Source organism: Novosphingobium decolorationis (assembly GCF_018417475.1).
GTDB lineage: Bacteria > Pseudomonadota > Alphaproteobacteria > Sphingomonadales > Sphingomonadaceae > Novosphingobium > Novosphingobium decolorationis.
Map to the genome: position 1 here is coordinate 1,395,001 of NZ_CP054856.1, position 17,595 is coordinate 1,412,595.

General features: G+C 64.2%; 11 protein-coding genes, 1 tRNA gene and 2 rRNA genes (1 of these 14 only partly in view). 6 read left to right on the top strand and 8 right to left on the bottom strand.

The window, feature by feature from the left end; genetic code table 11:
* From HT578_RS06300 to HT578_RS06310, 3 genes are all read right to left on the bottom strand, one after another.
* Nucleotides 1-171, bottom strand: a 23S ribosomal RNA gene (locus tag HT578_RS06300) (it extends 2,621 nt beyond the left edge of the window).
* Nucleotides 172-618: 447 nt separating this feature from the next.
* Nucleotides 619-696: transfer RNA gene (locus tag HT578_RS06305), tRNA-Ile, on the bottom strand.
* Between the two features lie 176 nt (nucleotides 697-872).
* A 16S ribosomal RNA gene (locus HT578_RS06310) occupies nucleotides 873-2,359 on the bottom strand.
* The 16S and 23S rRNA genes sit together here with 1 tRNA gene alongside, the layout of an rRNA operon.
* A 1,345-nt stretch (nucleotides 2,360-3,704) precedes the next feature.
* Between HT578_RS06310 and HT578_RS06315 the strand changes: the two genes are divergently transcribed.
* The 4 genes from HT578_RS06315 (at nucleotide 3,705) to HT578_RS06335 (ending at nucleotide 9,706) form a co-directional block, all read left to right on the top strand.
* Nucleotides 3,705-6,365, top strand: a complete 2,661-nt coding sequence (locus HT578_RS06315; protein WP_213502772.1) for a S8 family serine peptidase — start codon at nucleotides 3,705-3,707, stop codon at nucleotides 6,363-6,365.
* Between the two features lie 582 nt (nucleotides 6,366-6,947).
* Nucleotides 6,948-7,535, top strand: coding sequence for a calcium-binding protein (locus tag HT578_RS06325; protein ID WP_213502774.1), 588 nt, complete (start codon nucleotides 6,948-6,950; stop codon nucleotides 7,533-7,535).
* Nucleotides 7,536-7,922: 387 nt separating this feature from the next.
* Nucleotides 7,923-8,798 (top strand): OmpA family protein, encoded by an 876-nt coding sequence (locus HT578_RS06330; protein WP_213502776.1) that lies wholly within the window; start codon nucleotides 7,923-7,925, stop codon nucleotides 8,796-8,798.
* 359 nt (nucleotides 8,799-9,157) lie between these two features.
* Entirely contained in the window at nucleotides 9,158-9,706 is a 549-nt protein-coding gene (locus HT578_RS06335) for a GNAT family N-acetyltransferase (RefSeq protein WP_213502778.1), read from the top strand.
* A 207-nt stretch (nucleotides 9,707-9,913) separates the two neighbouring features.
* On the opposite strand, the gene HT578_RS06340 is transcribed toward HT578_RS06335, so the two are convergent.
* Nucleotides 9,914-11,353, bottom strand: a complete 1,440-nt coding sequence (locus tag HT578_RS06340) for a hypothetical protein (RefSeq protein WP_213502780.1) — start codon at nucleotides 11,351-11,353, stop codon at nucleotides 9,914-9,916.
* A 90-nt stretch (nucleotides 11,354-11,443) separates the two neighbouring features.
* Nucleotides 11,444-12,433, bottom strand: coding sequence for a sulfotransferase family protein (locus tag HT578_RS06345; RefSeq protein WP_213502782.1), 990 nt, complete (start codon nucleotides 12,431-12,433; stop codon nucleotides 11,444-11,446).
* A 778-nt stretch (nucleotides 12,434-13,211) separates the two neighbouring features.
* On the opposite strand from HT578_RS06345, the gene HT578_RS06350 reads away from it, so the two are divergent.
* Nucleotides 13,212-13,925, top strand: coding sequence for a glycosyltransferase family 2 protein (locus HT578_RS06350; protein WP_239026524.1), 714 nt, complete (start codon nucleotides 13,212-13,214; stop codon nucleotides 13,923-13,925).
* Nucleotides 13,926-14,001: 76 nt separating this feature from the next.
* On the top strand, nucleotides 14,002-14,979 hold the full coding sequence (locus HT578_RS06355) for an endonuclease/exonuclease/phosphatase family protein (protein ID WP_213502784.1): 978 nt from the start codon (nucleotides 14,002-14,004) through the stop codon (nucleotides 14,977-14,979).
* Nucleotides 14,980-15,830: 851 nt separating this feature from the next.
* Here the strand turns inward: HT578_RS06355 and HT578_RS06360 are convergent.
* The 3 genes from HT578_RS06360 to HT578_RS06370 form a co-directional block, all read right to left on the bottom strand.
* Nucleotides 15,831-16,109 (bottom strand): hypothetical protein, encoded by a 279-nt coding sequence (locus HT578_RS06360; protein ID WP_213502786.1) that lies wholly within the window; start codon nucleotides 16,107-16,109, stop codon nucleotides 15,831-15,833.
* Between the two features lie 84 nt (nucleotides 16,110-16,193).
* A complete protein-coding gene (locus HT578_RS06365; protein ID WP_213502788.1) occupies nucleotides 16,194-16,505 on the bottom strand; it encodes a hypothetical protein in 312 nt (103 codons plus the stop codon).
* A 311-nt stretch (nucleotides 16,506-16,816) separates the two neighbouring features.
* Nucleotides 16,817-17,557 (bottom strand): sugar transferase, encoded by a 741-nt coding sequence (locus HT578_RS06370; RefSeq protein WP_239026525.1) that lies wholly within the window; start codon nucleotides 17,555-17,557, stop codon nucleotides 16,817-16,819.
* Nucleotides 17,558-17,595 lie beyond the last annotated feature (38 nt).

Genomic DNA, 17,595 nt, shown 5'->3' on the forward strand with positions numbered 1-17,595 from the left:
TCAAAAGCTGCCGAAGCAACCATCGAGAGAAATGGTGAAGGTGGGTTTCCCCATTCGGAAATCGCCGGATCAAAGTTTGCTCACAACTCCCCGACGCTTATCGCAGCGTGCCACGTCCTTCATCGCCTGTACATGCCAAGGCATCCACCAGATGCTCTTACCTCACGCTTGAGAATCCACACCATCAACGACAGCCCTGCATAGAGACTGCGTCGTAATAGGTGCGGACGATTTATCTCAGCCAGATAATAAAATCTGTTGTAACGCATGGTTGATTACCCAACGTCTGGATAATCCATGCGCCACGGCATCGATTAAAAAACCCATTCACAATGTCAAAGATCTGCGGGCAAATCCCGCTAACCGGTCCGAAGACCGGAACTGTTTCGCTTCATCGCTGGAGTACTGTTCGTGTGTACGGCTGGTGGAGCCTATCGGGATCGAACCGATGACCTGATGCTTGCAAAGCAACCGCTCTCCCAGCTGAGCTAAGGCCCGTATTTGCCAGCCTCAAGCGCCGGCGTCGACATGCGTCGACTTGGCTATCCTCGCATAAGCTCGGACGGCCGTTCGGCCTTGCGAACCTGACGGTTCGGTTAGCTTGCCCTGCACGGCACGTGGTGGGCCTGAGGTGGATTCGAACCACTGACCTCACCCTTATCAGGGGTGCGCTCTAACCAACTGAGCTACAGGCCCACGTGCCTGCCATCGCTGACCCTGTGGGCCGCGGGCGGCGTGAGCCAGCTCAGGCGTACAACGCTCATCTGAGCGTTATCTCCAGTGATGAAGGGACATGAGGACGACGGCATGTTCTTTGGAAGAAGCGAAGCTCTTCCCGGCTCAAGGCCAGGCGCTTTCGTTTCAATCCTTAGAAAGGAGGTGATCCAGCCGCAGGTTCCCCTACGGCTACCTTGTTACGACTTCACCCCAGTCGCTGATCCCACCGTGGTTAGCTGCCTCCTTGCGGTTAGCACACTACCTTCGGGTGAAACCAACTCCCATGGTGTGACGGGCGGTGTGTACAAGGCCTGGGAACGTATTCACCGCGGCATGCTGATCCGCGATTACTAGCGATTCCGCCTTCATGCTCTCGAGTTGCAGAGAACAATCCGAACTGAGACGGCTTTTGGAGATTAGCTTGTGCTCGCGCACTTGCTGCCCACTGTCACCGCCATTGTAGCACGTGTGTAGCCCAGCGTGTAAGGGCCATGAGGACTTGACGTCATCCCCACCTTCCTCCGGCTTATCACCGGCAGTTTCCTTAGAGTGCCCAACCAAATGCTGGCAACTAAGGATGAGGGTTGCGCTCGTTGCGGGACTTAACCCAACATCTCACGACACGAGCTGACGACAGCCATGCAGCACCTGTCACTCATCCAGCCGAACTGAAGAAATCCATCTCTGGAAATCGCGATGAGGATGTCAAACGCTGGTAAGGTTCTGCGCGTTGCTTCGAATTAAACCACATGCTCCACCGCTTGTGCAGGCCCCCGTCAATTCCTTTGAGTTTTAATCTTGCGACCGTACTCCCCAGGCGGATAACTTAATGCGTTAGCTGCGCCACCCAAATTCCAAGAACCCGGACAGCTAGTTATCATCGTTTACGGTGTGGACTACCAGGGTATCTAATCCTGTTTGCTCCCCACACTTTCGCACCTCAGCGTCAATACTTGTCCAGTCAGTCGCCTTCGCCACTGGTGTTCTTCCGAATATCTACGAATTTCACCTCTACACTCGGAATTCCACTGACCTCTCCAAGATTCTAGTCACCTAGTTTCAAAGGCAGTTCCGGAGTTGAGCTCCGGGCTTTCACCTCTGACTTGAGTAACCGCCTACGCGCGCTTTACGCCCAGTAATTCCGAACAACGCTAGCTCCCTCCGTATTACCGCGGCTGCTGGCACGGAGTTAGCCGGAGCTTATTCTCCAGGTACTGTCATTATCATCCCTGGTAAAAGAGCTTTACAACCCTAAGGCCTTCATCACTCACGCGGCATTGCTGGATCAGGCTTTCGCCCATTGTCCAATATTCCCCACTGCTGCCTCCCGTAGGAGTCTGGGCCGTGTCTCAGTCCCAGTGTGGCTGATCATCCTCTCAGACCAGCTAAGGATCGTCGGCTTGGTAGGCCTTTACCCCACCAACTACCTAATCCTGCGCGGGCTCATCTCTTGGCGATAAATCTTTGGACCGAAGTCATCATCCGGTATTAGCAGTAATTTCTCACTGTTATTCCGAACCAAGAGGCAGATTCCCACGTGTTACGCACCCGTGCGCCACTAACCCCGAAGGGTTCGTTCGACTTGCATGTGTTAGGCATGCCGCCAGCGTTCGTTCTGAGCCAGGATCAAACTCTCAAGTTTGTGAAACAACATTCACGGCACAAAGCCTAAGCCTTGCCAGCCGCAAACATCGAAACCTTCGGGAGCCGATACCTGCACTTGTCAAACGTATGGAAACGAAGGACATATAAGGCATCGGCTTGATTTAAACTGCACCATAGAGCCCGAAGCTCCCAAGGCGCAGGCGCCGTCGCCCACATGTCCCTTCATCTAAAAACCAACAATGTCAAAGATCCAACCACACCCGTCCGAAGACGGAAACAACCGGACAACCATCCATCCCCGCTTCCTAAGACCCGGGGAACAAGCTGTCCGTCTATCGTGGCGACCACCCCGAAGCGCCGTGTTTGGCGGCGTGCTTCGCTGCGGTGAGAGGCCCTCTAAGTGAGCCCTGCGATTCGGTCAAACCCTTTTTTCAAAGCCGATTACGGCTCTTGTGGAAAACTGGCCTGAGCCCCGCAAATGCGTTCGAGCCGGGTTTGCCGAAGACAGGAAGAAGGATGAAACCGAGGGGCATTGCCCTCGGGCTCCCATAATCAGTCGCTTTTGACGCGCCCGCGCAGGCCCTGTTTTCCAGACAGGCGAGGTCATGGAGCCGAGCAGGCCGCCCCCTTTCCATTCCCCTGCTGCGTCCCCCCTCTCACCCAGATGCGCGTACAGGCGCTGCGCCCGACAGTTCGGGGAGCCCGAGGGCAATGGCCCTCGGAAAGTCCTCTTCCTCTTGGCCGGCATCCCATCCGCCTGCCCGACCTTCTTGGATACGTCTCTTATATAAGGCGGCATCAATTCCTCTCGGATCGCAGCGTCCCCTTCCGGGTCCGCGCCAACGCGCTCCTTATACAGAGGCACCGGAGCGGCAGCCTCCCCCTCCCCACACCGAATCGCCTCGACCATGCGTGGCGAATCACGCGGATTGAGTCGCCGCCCCTCCCCTCGGCCGACAAAAAAGGGGTCGGACACGAAAAAAATGCGCGAAGGGCGGTTTGGGAGGCTCGCAAGCGGGGCCAGCGCCATCCCGGACGCCCCCCTAGTTTTGAAGGTGTCCGCCCTCCTTGCGGGGTCGGGCCCGATCGCCCCACCCCAACATGGTGAACATGAGCCTAACGCCAAAATGCCGCAGTCGCGGAAATCGGCGCGCGCAACGATTGCAGGCGACTACGCATCCCCCGAAACACCGCACAAACCCTCATCTAAATGTTTGGATTCAAGTAAGAAATACGCAGATATCGCGTTAAAATAAGTTCACCACGCCCCATTAGGAGACGTTCACTAGCGGACACCTACTTCGCCGATCAGTCGAGCGGCACACCGTCTGCATCAACGACAGACACGCCGACAAACAATTTAAAAACAAGGGATTGATCACATGGAAAAGACTGTCATCGCTTCGTCCGCCACGCTCGTTTCACCCGACGCCTTCTACACCACCGACAAGTACGAGAAGAAGCAGTGGTACCTCGACGGGTCCACCATGGATTCCTCGCTGAGCATCGATGTCTTCTCGGTCTGGGGGGATTACACCGGCAAGGGCGTGAAGGTCGGCGTGATCGACAGCCAGATCGACTTTCGTCACTCCGATCTGAAGGGCGCCTATGACACCTCGCTCGACTACAACTTCGCGCTCGGCACCGGCAATGTCAGCATCGATCCGGCAAACCTGCCGCACCTGCACGGCACCGCCGTCGCCGGGATCATCTCGGCCGAGGGTGACAACCTGGTCGGCACCGTGGGCATTGCCTCGGGCGCCACGCTGGTCGGCTATGGCATCGACTACAACAAGTCGACCGCCGTCTCCGACATCCTCGCCGCGCTGGACCGTTCGGCCGAGCTCGACGTCGTCAACAACAGCTGGAGCTTCTCTTCCAACTTCGCCGACGACTTCGGCCGCAACCCCGAATACGGCGCCGCGCTGCTCAACCCTGTGATGAACGGGCGTGACGGCCTGGGTACCTCGCTCGTCTTTGCCGCGGGCAACGTGGGCACGGGCGGCTCGTCGAACTACCACAACTTCCAGAACTCGCCCTACACCATCGCGGTGGGCGCGGTGGACCCGAACGGTGCGGCTTCCTCGTTCACCAGCGTGGGCGCCAACGTGCTGATCTCGGCCGCGGGCCGCGATGTCTTCACCACCACCCTCAACGAACGCTGGGACCACTTCAACGGCACCTCGTTCGCCGCCCCCGCCGTCTCGGCCGCGATCGCCCTCATGCTCGAGGCCAACCCGGAGCTGGGCTACCGCGACGTGCAGGAAATCCTGGCCTACTCGGCCCGCCGCGAGGGCCTCTCGGACACCGTCACCTTCAACGACGGCTGGACGACCAACGGCGCGACCAACTTCAACGGCGGCGGCCTGCACTTCAGCGACGCTTTCGGCTACGGCTTCCTCAACGTCCATGACGCGGTGCGCCTCGCCGAGACCTGGACCGACCAGCAGACCTACGCCAACCTCGCCAGTGTCTCCAAGACCGTGACCACCAACAAGACCCTTGTTGCGGGCAAGACCGACATGATCGCGGTCGACCTCGTCATCGACAAAGCGATGTCGGTGGAGCACGTCCAGCTCTCGATGGACCTGCGCTGGACCGAGACCGGCAACCTCGATGTCTACCTGGTCTCGCCCGAAGGCACCAAGGTGCGCCTGATGTACGACCTGCCCGGCACCGACCGCGTGGGCAACGTGCGCGACTTCACCTTCTCCTCGGTCGCCTCGATGGGCGAGATGGCCAAGGGCACCTGGACGCTGGAGATCCACAACCGCAACCCCGACGCCGTCCTCAAGAGCGGCGATCCGATGTCGGGCACCCTGAGCGATGTCACCCTGACCGTGCTGGGCAACGCCACCGACCTCGACGACGACACCTATGTCTACACCGACGAGCTGGGCCTGCTCTATGACGGCGCCGACCTGGCCGAGCGCAGCGTGCTGCGCGACACCGATGGCGGCACCGACACGCTGAACGCGGCGGCGATCACCTCGGGATCGACCATCGACCTTTCGGGCAAGAGCGCCACGAAGCTGGCCGGCGTGACGATCGCCATGGACGCGAGCATCGAGAACGCCTTTACCGGCGACGGCAACGACACCGTGCGGGGCAGCAACGCCGCCAACGTCATCGGCACGGGCCGCGGCAACGACACGATCTACTTCAGCTTCGGCAACGACGTGCTCGATGGCGGCGCGGGCCAGGACACGCTGGTCATCGACGCCACCCTGGGCTCGCTCACCGGCGGCCTTGCCGCGGACGGCACCCTCCACATCTCGGCCCGCGCCGGTGAAGTGACGAGCGTGGCCAACGTCGAGACCTTCGTCCTGGCAAACGGCAGCTACAGCTTCGCGCAGCTTTCCACCGCGCTGGGCGACGCTCCGGTCGACGCGCCGGTCGACGCGCCGGTCGACACCGCCCCTGTCGACGGCACGCCCGATGCCCTGGCTCCCGCCGATCCCGCCCCCGAAGCTCCGGCTCCGGAAGGACCCATTGCTGAGGAACCCGTTGCGGACGAACCGGCCGCCACGCCCCCTGCGGACGAGGGCCGCGCCGACTACGCCACCTACCTTACCGGCACCAACGGCGACGACAGCCTCGAAGGCGGCGAAGGCGCCGACCACATCTCGGGCGGCGCGGGCAATGACCGCCTTGAGGGCAACTCGGGCGCCGACATGCTGCTGGGCGGTGCGGGCAACGACGTGCTCAAGGGTGGCGATGGCAACGACTGGCTCTACGGCGGCGAGGGTTCGGACCGTCTCTACGGCGGTGACGGCGCGGACACCTTCGTCCTCGACTTCGCCGACATCGGCAACATCGACACGATCTTCGACTTCGACACCGCCGAGGGCGACCGTATTCTCCTCACCGGCGTCGGCGCGGACGACATGAGCGGCGCCGAGTTCACGCTGACCGAGGCGGGCACGACCATGATCCTGCAGATGACCCTGAACGGGTCCACCCACGATGTCGTGCGCCTGCGCGGCTACGGCGAGCTTGACCTGTCGATGGCCGAGACCGACCTGGGCCTGCTCTGCGCCTGACCCCATTGCGCTGAATACAAAGTCCCAATCTCGACCGGGAGAGGCCGGGCCCTGCACGCAGGGTCCGGCCTTTTCGCGTGTCCGGCCGGTTTTTCCGAATCCCGTCACGGAGGAGGAAAATCCGCCCTGCGCAGTGTCGGGCTCCCCCCCAACTCGCCCGAACCGCGGAAAATCTACGCAAAGGATCGTAGTCTTCCGAGCACCATGACGTGTGCACATCTTACGATGAAACGAAGAATGTGCCTCCGGTACGGGGCAGTTAAAAGCAACCAGGATATCTTAAACCCCTAATAACTAGGGACAGCCAATCCCGAAAAATCAAAACTAGGTACTACAACATAGTAAATAAACTCGGTTTCGGACTTTTAACCGTGGAACGCCCGCCACCCAGCAGTGCTATCCCGAAGTCACAGATGGCCGGGACTTCGAAGTTCTGGTCGGACTTGCAAGAACGACGGCTTCGCTCGCGCACCTGCCCGCGGAGCACACAACAGGGGGTCGCTGCAAGCTGTGCACACCGCCGGGCACACGATGTCCGGTTCGACAAATGCAAGATGCAGTGAGATGCGAAAGGAAGTTTACATGGCTGAGATCATCAACGCCGAAGAAGGTGGCGGCCTGGTTGAAGGCAACGAGTTCGACAATGTCATCAACGGGACCGCCGGTGATGACGAACTTCAGGGCGGCGGCGCCCTCGACATCATCAAGGCCGGCGCAGGCGATGACACCGCAAAAGGCGGCGCCAACCGCGACAAGCTCTACGGCGGCGAGGGCGACGACACCCTCTACGGCCAGGGCTCGAACGACAAGCTCTACGGCGGCGAGGGTGACGACTATCTCGATGGCGGCGGCCAGAATGACCGTCTCTACGGCGGCGATGGCAGTGACACGATCATCGGCGGCGACGGCGATGACGTCCTCTATGGCGACAACCCGAACGACGACAACGACAACGAAGGCTTCGAAGACTTCTTCGTCTTTGACGCCGACGACGGCAACGACAAGGTCTTCGACTTTGAGAGCGGGATCGATCACGTGGTGCTGACGGACGGCGTCGCCTACGAGCTGAGCTACGACCTGCCTTCGGGCAACACCTTCATGACCTATGGCGCCACCACGGTGATCTTCTATGATACCGAGGTCCTGGACAGCGACATCATGTACGCCTGATCCGTGTAGCTTCCGTCCCGAAGTTCACGGACTGAAGAAAAAGGAGCCGGAGCAATCCGGCTCCTTTTTCGTATGCGCCCTCTCCGCAGACAGACCTGCTCGCCCCGATCGGCCCTCACGGTTCATCGCACCGGGCACTCGGAACCCCGCACAAGACGGCCTCTGCGGCCGTGTGTTCATTTATGGGCAAGCCTGGACTCAACAACCAGCAAGTCCACCGCGTTCGCGGATCAGGGCGCGCCCCATGGGACGCCCTCGTTTCCGCCGGACGCGACCGACAAAGGGTTTTTGAACGCCGGGCACAGCCGAGAGGGGGGCGCAGGAAGGCATCGTCTTTCTTGCGCGGAGCGATTGTCCCGGCGGACACGGAACGGAGGAAGATACATAATGCGAGTCATTTCGAACACATCGGCCATCACCCTCGCGCTGGGGGCACTGGCCGCCGCGGGTGCCGCTTCGGCGCAGGACCAGGGCTCCGATGCCGAACTTACCGCCACCATGTACAGTGACGCGCCGGCCGACACCGCCGAAATGGTCGAGGGCCCCGAACTGGAAGGCTTCATCTCCGCACGCGACGGCAACCGCCTGCAGATCACCGGCGAGGACGGCGCGCGCAATGTCGTGACGCTCGACCAGACCACGCAGATCGTTTCCAAGTCGGGTATCTTCGGCATCAGCTCGAAGGACCGCACCGACCAGGCGCTCCTGAACGGCCTGCCCGTCGACGTGCGCACCATGCAGAGCCCCTCGGGCGACCTGGTGGCCAGCCGCATCAAGTTCCAGAAGGGCGACTTCGAGACCGCCGCGATGATCCGCAATGGCACCGAGCAGGGCTTTGCCGAGCAGACCGCCGCCACCGAGGCGCTGCGCGGGCGCATGGGTGACATCGACAAGTACAACATCAAGGGCACCACCAACGTCAACTTCGCCACGGGCAAGTGGAACCTGTCGAGCGAGGCCAAGGCCGACCTGTGCGCCACCGCCAGCGCCGCCGAAGGCATGGACAACGCGCTGATGCTGGTCGTGGGCTACACCGATTCCACCGGCAGCCAGGAATTCAACCAGATGCTGAGCGAAAAGCGCGCGTCCGGCGTGGTGAACTACCTGCAGCAGGCCTGCGGCTGGAAGCCCTACCGCATGCTCACCCCCACCGGCATGGCCGAAGCCGACCCGCTGGCCGACAACACGACCGAGTACGGCAAGGCGCAGAACCGCCGCGTCGCGGTGAACATCCTCGTCAGCAAGGGTCTCGACGGCCTCTAAGCGCCGCGCGGCACACCTGAAATCCCCGACACCCCGTCGCGGCTCCGGCCACGGCGGGGTGTTCGTGTGAAGGGAAGGCCGCAAAAGGCTGGATGCAAGGGGCCATCGCCCCTTGCCCCCAAAATCGGCAACCTCACGTTTGTCCGCCAAGGCGGCGCGCTAGACGTGCGCTCGACAGTTTGGGGAGCCCGAGGGCAATGGCCCTCGGAAAAATATCTGTCTTGTCTGTGCCCTGATCCCAGGAAAACGACATGCAGATCCGGTCTTTCCACGCCTTGCGCCCGCCCCCCTCTGGGCAGGATGCGAGCCATCGCGTACCAGTCCGCGCCCTCCCCCTGCCCACGTTACGGACCTATGGAATGACCAGCCCCCAGCCTTCCGAACTCACCACCCGCTGGGCCTGTGCCGAGGACCTGCCCCGCATCCGCGATCTCATGCAGACGGCGATCGACACGCTGCAGGCCTCCTGGCTGACTCCCGAGCAGGTCGCCGCAAGCCACCACCTCATGGGGCTCGACACCCAGCTGATTGCAGATGGCACGTACCTCCTGGCCGAGATCGACGGCCAGCTCGCCGGGTGCGGGGGATGGAGTTACCGCGCGACGCTCTATGGCGGCGATCACAGCGCCGCGCTGCGCGACCCGGCCACGCTCGACCCGGCGCGCGATCCCGCCCGCATCCGGGCCATGTACACCCACCCCGACTTCACCCGCCGGGGGATTGCCCGCCTCGTCCTGCAGCGCTGCGAAGAGGCCGCCGCCGCCAAGGGCTTCACCCAGGCCGAACTCATGGCCACGCTTAGCGGTGAACCGCTCTACCGCGCCTGCGGCTATGTCGCCGTCGAGGATGTCGAGGCCGAAACGGCGGGCCTCACCATCCCCTTCCGGCGGATGCGCAAGGCCCTTTGAGGCGGAAGAAGGCGAAAGTCAGAAGGAAAAAACAGATCCGAGGGCCATTGCCCTCGGGCTCCTCAAACGACCTAGCTCACCATGTGCCTGCCGCCCTGACCAAGAGAGGTGAGGTCGCCGATTCTGGGGTCAAGCGGCGATGGCCCCTTGGAAACGACTTCCTTCCAGCGCCCTTTGGGGATGCTTTTCCTTCCAGGAATTCGCCCCTTACGGCACGGCGAGCGCGTTCTCCGGGCCCCATAGGGGCGCGTGGCGAACGGGCCGTCGCCGGGCCGCGCTGCGCACCTCGTCGGCCAGCGCGCTGACCAGGCCAAAGCCGAAGGCCAGCATGCCGCCGAAATCCGCGCTCCCCACCATCAGGCCCACGACGAAGCCCGGTATGGCGGCAAAACGGAAGGCGCTGAAGACGAAGGACGCCTCTCCCGTCCGATCACGGCCCGTGCGCAGCAGGCACTGCAGGAAGAAGCCGTAATAGAGGGCTCCGCCCAGAAGGCCGGTTCCACTCAGGATCGCGACCAGGCTGCTCGACGTGCGCGCGCTGCCCAGCCCCAGACCCAGACCCTGGCTGGAGAGTAGCCCCTCAAAGGCCACGCGCCGCCACATGCCGCGCTGCTCGAAGGACTCCGACGAGCCCTTCTGTAACACCATGCGATCCACCAGCTCATAAAGTGGGTCCAACGCATGGGGCGTGACGATCACCACCAGGCACAGGCCGATCACCAGCACCACCACGAAGCCCAGCTCGCCCGCGACGCCGCGCCGCGCGCCGCGCCCGCGCGCGCCCAGCCGCAGGCACCAGTCCACCACGGCCAGCATCACGAACACGGCGAACCCCACGTAGGCACCGCTCGAACGCGCGAGCCAGATGCACCCGATCAGGGCAAGGACCAGGAGTGGAGCCGCGATGTCGCGCACGGCTCCCTGCCACATGGCCCGGCGATAGAAATGGATCGCGCACAGGAAGCCCAGGCACAGTCCGCCATAGGCCGAGGCCTCGGGCATCAGGCCCACCACGCGCTTGCCGCCCAGCACTTCGACATCGACCGCAAGCGCGTAGCTCGCCGTGCGGAAGGGGGCGAGCAGCCCATTGAGCGGCAGGCTCCCCGACGCCAGATCGAGCAGCCCGGTCAGCACCGCGACCGCGCCCCCCAGGCACAGCGCACGGTAGGCGTGCTGGCGCAGGCGCGGACCGCGCAGAAGCCGGGCAAAGGCAAAGACGCTGGCCAGCGCGATCAACAGGTAGGCCAGCTGCGAGATGTTCTGCTGGTTGGGGCGCAAGGGCACCGTCTGGTCAAGGTCGCCGCGCACGGGCACGACTTCGATGACCCCTGCAAAGAGGCGCGGCATGAACAGCGTGACGATGACCGCCACCACGCCGAACGCGGCGAGGAGCAGGAGCCGTTCGGGCCGCAGCGCCATCCCCAGCAGCGCGCCCGCACCGCCCGGCCGCACGAAGGTGCGCAGGACCAGCGCCAGCGCCACCATCGGCGTGGACGTGAAGGTCAGCCCCCCGGTCAGTCCCGTTGGGAGCACCGCGAAGGCACCGAACGGCATCGTCGCAAAGAAGAGGTAGAGAAGGACGCTGCGCGGCCCGGCCATCCCCCAGGCCAGGAGCGCCCAGAAAACCAGGATAGGAAGCAGTGTCATCGCGCTTCTCCCCAAATCCCACCCAGCCACACCGCGGCGAGACCACACCCGTGGCTGCGCACCGCTTTGGCGCTCCCCCGACAGGCCATCCTACCAGGCGTCCATCGGCCGGCCGATCATCGCCTCGAAGGCGGCCCGGCGCGGCGCGAGATACTCGGCAAGGTAGGCGCGCGCCGCCGCTTCATCGACGTCCTGCTTGTCGAAGGAAACCGTTGCTGCCGAACGCAATTTTCCGACCAGGCTGTCCGGCAGGTGCCCGCGCATCCCGGCCCAGAGCGCGGAATCGCGCAAGGCCCGGACGAAGGGAAAACGCTCGCGCCGGCTGGTGGGCGGCGAGCGGTGCCGATCGGCGAGGTCCGCCTTGGCGTAGTCCACGCCGGGAAGGCCGAGCCAGGCAAAGCATTCGTCCAGCACGCGGTGCCGGTCCCGGCGCAGCTCCTCGGCCGCAAAGACGTGGATCTGCTCGGGCGCGAAATGGGCCCGGTATTCGGCCAGTTGCAGGGCATAGTCGGAGGTGTCGCGGTAGATCGGGTTCTCCCGCATGGCCCGTTCGATCGGCAGGCGCTCCTGGAATTCCTTGGCCCGCTGCCAGTAGTGCGCGATAGCGCGCGAGACCGGTTCGCGCACGACGTAGATGATGCGCGCCTCGGGCACGCTCGCCGCGATCCGCGCCGCCACGCCGCTGCGCGCCGGAGCCTGCGAATAGTAGACGCTGCCCTCGCCGCGGTAGCGGGCCTGGGCGCGCCCCTCCCACAACGCGAGATAGGCCTCAGGCTCATGCGAGCAGGCGCGGCGCGCCATGATCGGCCATGCCTGGGCCAGTTCGGCCGGATCGACGAAGAAGCAGGGCTCCTTCTCGGTGCTCATCGCGATATCGGGGTGCTGGCGCAAGTAGGCGTGGAGCGCGCTGGAGCCCGACTTCGACGCACCGATCACGAACAGGTTGGGCCGCCCGGGGGCCGCCGCCACCTGCGCCAGCGCCGCCGCGCGATCCCCTGCCCCCGCAGACGGGGCCAGCTTCCCCGGGTGTCCATCCGCTTCGGCGGCAATGCCTGTGCGGCGTTCGATCGTGTCCTGCATCCTGCGTCTCTCCATGGCCAGTCAGCGCAGCCAGACTATCCCTACGCAGACCTGCATAGTACCGCAGGAGCCTCCATTTCGGTGGTATCGCGCCCGCAGCATGCCGCAGACGCCCGGAACGCCCGGAGAAACCCCCGTCAACCGCCCACACATGCTGCGCTGCAACCTGATTGAAGCCCCGCGAAATCGCGTCCGAAGAAGCCGGAAAGACCCGGCCTGCGGGGCGGCTGCGTCCCATCGTGCGGGTCGCGTACCCGGGCTACCTCGTAAACGGATGCAAATGGCGTGGGCACAGGCCGGCACGTGGGGCACCCTGAGGATGAACACGTGCCTACTCGTAAGGTACCGGCGGACATCCCGCTTCGCGCGTCTGCAGATGGCTCGGCTCATGGCTCTGCACATGGCTCTGCTGATGGCACGGCGCGCGGGGCGTCACAGGATATCCGGCGCCCTTGCGGCGGGCACTCATCCTGCATCGAGGTTCGCATGCACCCTATCCTGCCTCCCCTTCTTGCCCGCGCGCCCGCAGTGCCAGCGCCGGCCAACGACGTCTCTGCAGGCGCGGCACGGCGCAGACCCGACGTCGCGGCTCCTGCTCCCGTTGCCGATGCCGCCTCCCTGCGCGTGGCCGTGGTCGTCGCCAGTCTCGGCCGCCCGGAACTGATCACGCAGATGCAGGAACTGATGGCCCGGCAATGCCAGCCGCCTGATCGGCTGCTGTTCTCGGTCACCGGGGCGCAGGACCTCCCCCCCGCCCGCGGGAAACCGCATCGAAATCGTGACGGGCCCCAAGGGCCTGTGTGCGCAGCGCAATACCGCGCTGGACCAGTTGGGCAGGGACTACGACGTCATCGTGTTCTACGATGACGACTTCATCCCCGCGCCGGACAGCATGGCTCGCATCCGAGAGTTCTTTGCCTCCCATCCCGACGTTGCGGGCGCGACCGGGCACGTGATCGCCGATGGGATCAACAGCCCCGGGATCGACTTCGCCAAGGCCCAGCAGCTGCTGCAGTCCCACGGCGATGCACACGAGCGCGCGCCCAACTGCATCGTCACCGATCTCGCAGGCCTCTACGGATGCAACATGGCCTACCGCACCGCCGCCATCGGCACCCAGCGCTTCGACGAACGGCTCAAGCTCTATGCGTGGCAGGAGGATATCGACTTTGCCGCCTCCCTTCGCCCGCGCGGCCGCATCGTGAAGACCTTTGCCTTCTGCGGCGTGCACCAGGGGGTCAAGCATGGCCGAACACCCGGGGTGCGGCTGGGGTATTCGCAGGTCATCAACCCCTGCTACCTGGTGCACAAGGGAACGATGCCGCTTGGCTTCGCCTTGCGCCTGGTACTGGGTAACCTCATGGCGAACCACGTGAAGATCCTGAGGCCCGAACCCTGGGTGGACCGGCGCGGCCGAGCCTGGGGCAACTGGATTGGCCTGTTCGACCTCGTCCGCGGGCGCCTGACCCCGGAAAGGATCGAAACCCTTTGACCCACCCGCCGCGCAGCCTACACGGCTGAGCATGCACGCACCGGTCGATTCCCCCACACCGCGCACATCTGTCGGTATGCGCCTGCGCATTTGGCTGGTTCGGCTCGCGGTCCTGGGCCTGGCCATCGCCGGGCTTGTCCTGCTCCTGCCGAAACTGGCCGGACATTGGCCGTACCTGGGACTTGCCGCCCTCATCCACGTGCCGGCGATGTGGCTGGGCCTGGCATCCACGCTTGGTCTGCTCGCGCGGCGAGTGCGCCGTGCGCAGCTCAGCCCTTCCCGCTTCGGCCTTACCGGGGTCGGGCTTGTCGGGATCGCCCTCATCCTGATCGTTGCCCTGCAACCTGCCACGCGCGTCCCGGCCCTGTGCCCGCCGAATGCGCCGCGGCTGACCCTCGCCTGGCTCAATGCCCTCCATGTGCGGCGCCCCGACCTTATCCGCCGGTGGTTGCAACGCGCCCGCCCCGACGTGATCGGCTTGGCTGAAATGCGCTCGGGGGCCGCCGGACTGGACGCCTATCTCGCGCGCAACTACCCCTTCGTGCAGAACTGTCAGCGCAAGGGAGAGTGTTCGACACGGCTCTACACGCATATTCCCCCCACCGGGAAACTCGGCCTGGCCCGTGGCGATGCCGAACAGCGCCGGACGTTATCGGGGGCGGGCCTCGTATTTCCGGCGAGCCCGGGCACACGGGCCTGGAGCATCGCGGCCGTCCACTTGTCCCGGCCGACATCGCCCGAGGCGCAAGCCCGTGAACTGCGCGAGTTCGACGCCCGCATGGGCGCGGATGCCGACACGCTCATCCTGGGGGATTTCAACCTCTCGCCGCGCCTGCCGGTCCTCCGGGATTTCGTTGCCCGCAACGGCCTGGCGATCGCCCGGGCAGACCAGCCGACCTGGCCGCTCGAACTCGGGAAGAGGCGCCTTGAAGGACTATGGCAGATCGACCACCTGCTGACGGGTCGCCACTGGCACGTGGAAAGCTTCAAGACCTCGCCCTGGCTCGGCTCCGACCACCGCGGCTTCATCGCACGGGTCTGCCGGGTAAACTGACCCACCCGGCGCGCGCAATGGCGCATCTCCGCGCCCCGTCAAGGAGCAGGAGAGCCCGCTTTCCAGCCGCTCCCCCGCCCACAGGATCGGCAATGGGCCCTTTCCCGGCCCTGGCGGCGCACCAGGGATGGGGGGCCCAGATCGGCTCGATCCGGTCGTCCTGGCAAACTTGGCTCGCCGGAGGTCACCGCTTTCGACGACGCCCCGCGCCCCCAAGGACGCGCGGATCAGGCGGCACCCACGGATTTGAGCCCCCATCGGGCGACAGGCCGGAGATCGACACGCCTCCGGCGCAGACTGCTCTGGGGGCCTGGCTGTTAACCGCAAGACCGGGATGCTTGGCGGCGGTGCTTGCACCTCTGCCCGAAACGGCCAAGCGCCAAGGCGTCCATTCCCAGGGCCCGCGAGCCGTTGTGCCCGGCCCGAGCGGCAAGCGGCATCCGGTCCCTCCGATCCTCGAACGGCGCCTTTCCTCGTCCCCAAGCCATGGAACAAGCCCCCTCTCCTGCTCGGATGAGCCAGGACGCATGTGGTCATAGCGCGGACCACCAGCCCAGGCCGCGACCCTCAACGCGCGGCCTGGTGCATCAGAGCGTTTGGGCGCATTCGCGCAAGTCTACAGCCTCCCTCGAGCACGAGGTTGATCCTGCCCCGTCAATGTCGGAAGGCTTGCCCCGGACGCTTACGACGGATGGTGTCCAATGGCCAAACGCGAGCAGCAGGTCGCGCCACGGTGCGCCGCGCCGCACCGCGCCGCACTGCCTCAAAACCCGCCCTTGCACATCGACAAGATGCCCCCGGTTGAAACCGACCTGTGAAAGGCCGCCTTGCCCGCCCCCGTCACGGGGCCATCAGGTCGGTTCGATACGGCGCGCCTGTTTCCAGCAAAGCACTCCCAAGGCGAAAGGGATACCGAAGAACAGCGCATATACCTGCCAGCTTTCCGCCAGAACGGCCGGGATGGTGCCGGGCTCGAGAATGGGCAGGAGCAGCGGGAACAGCATGATGGGCGGTGTCGTCCAGAGTGACACGGCCGCCCGCTTCCAGAGTGTGACGGTCGAGGGAGGCGTGATGAACCAGCGCCAAAGCCTCCGGCCGATGTGTTCAGACCTCGCCATGGCACGAACCATACATCGTCCACACCAAGACGCCATGTTGCCTTCCTTGCCATGTGTGCACACGGCCGTGGCGGGCGAACAGGCGCAGTCCCCGTGTCAGCTCTTCATCCGTTGGAACTGGCTGGCGAAGCGGACATTGTACGCGTGCAATTCGCCATCTGGCGTCATCACGAGTTCGGTGACGTTCGCGCGCTGAAAGGCCTCCTCGGCCGCCGCATCGTTCAACTTCAGACTGACCGTCAGGGCTCCATCATCTGTAGCGACCACCATGTAATCGTAATCGATTACCCGTGCGAAACAGACGATCTCACCGCCCTTGATGAAAAGTTCAGAAGCTGGATCTTCGATGTCCCTCCACCGGCCCTGCATCTCGACAGGAAGTGGCGCATCCCGTTCACGCCGTTCCATGATCGACCTCCTGATGCCTGGCGCCCCCATCCTGTCACCCGATGGAGGGACCGACAACACGTCATTTCGCAAGGCGGCCTTGGCGATCACAACCGGTTCGAGCGGTTTTCCGCTTCCTCCGTTACGTCCCGCCGAAGTGGGGCTGGCGCACGCTGGCATCGCGCCCCTATTCTCACGCGAACCTCCCGCGCGTTCTGGCCCTGTGGTAGGTCCGCAGCCGCCTGCCGCGGAACTGTCAGACGACCGGACAGAACCAGGCCGAATACATCGGCGCTCCGGCCCTGAATCTACGCACGTTCGCGCAGATCGGCTCAGTACGCCCCGCGTGAACAGGCGACGGCCGGAATGGTCCGGACCAGCAACCAGAGGTCCAAGGCCAGCCCCTTGCGGCAGACATAATCGATGTCCATCCGCACACGGGTGGCATAGGACACGTCGCTGCGGCCGCTGATCTGCCACAGCCCGGTCAGCCCCGGACGAACCCGGCAATAGACCTCGAACTGCCGACCATAGCGCTCCACTTCGGAGAGAACCACCGGACGCGGCCCCACGATGCTCATCTGCCCGGCCAGGACATTGAAGAGCTGGGGAAATTCATCGAGGCTGAACTTGCGAAGGATGGCACCGACCGCGGTCACACGCGGGTCGTCCCGAAGCTTGCAGGTCACGGCCAGTTCCCGCCGGGCCGCGGGGTTTTCCGCGAGGTAGCGTTGCAGGATCTCGTCGCCATCGGTGCGCATGGTGCGGAACTTGAGGCAGGGAAAGAAGCGTCCGCGATAACCGACACGGCGGTGCGCGTAGAAGACCGGCCCGGGATCGTTGAGGAAGAGCAGCGCGGTGAGCAGCAGCAGAAACGGGGCGATCAGCACAAGGATTGCCGTGGCGATCAGAATATCGAACAGCCGCCAGACCGCATGCTGCAACGCCGAGGGCGTGCCCGGCTCGGGCCCCGAAGCCGTCCCCATCGCGCCAAGCGGCCCGCCCCCTGTGGCAAGAGCGAAAGACTGTCCCGCCAGAGGCCCCGGCCCAGTGTGGTACGTTTTCTGCGACATCGGCAGGTCTCCCTGAACGTGAGTGTGACGATGCGGCC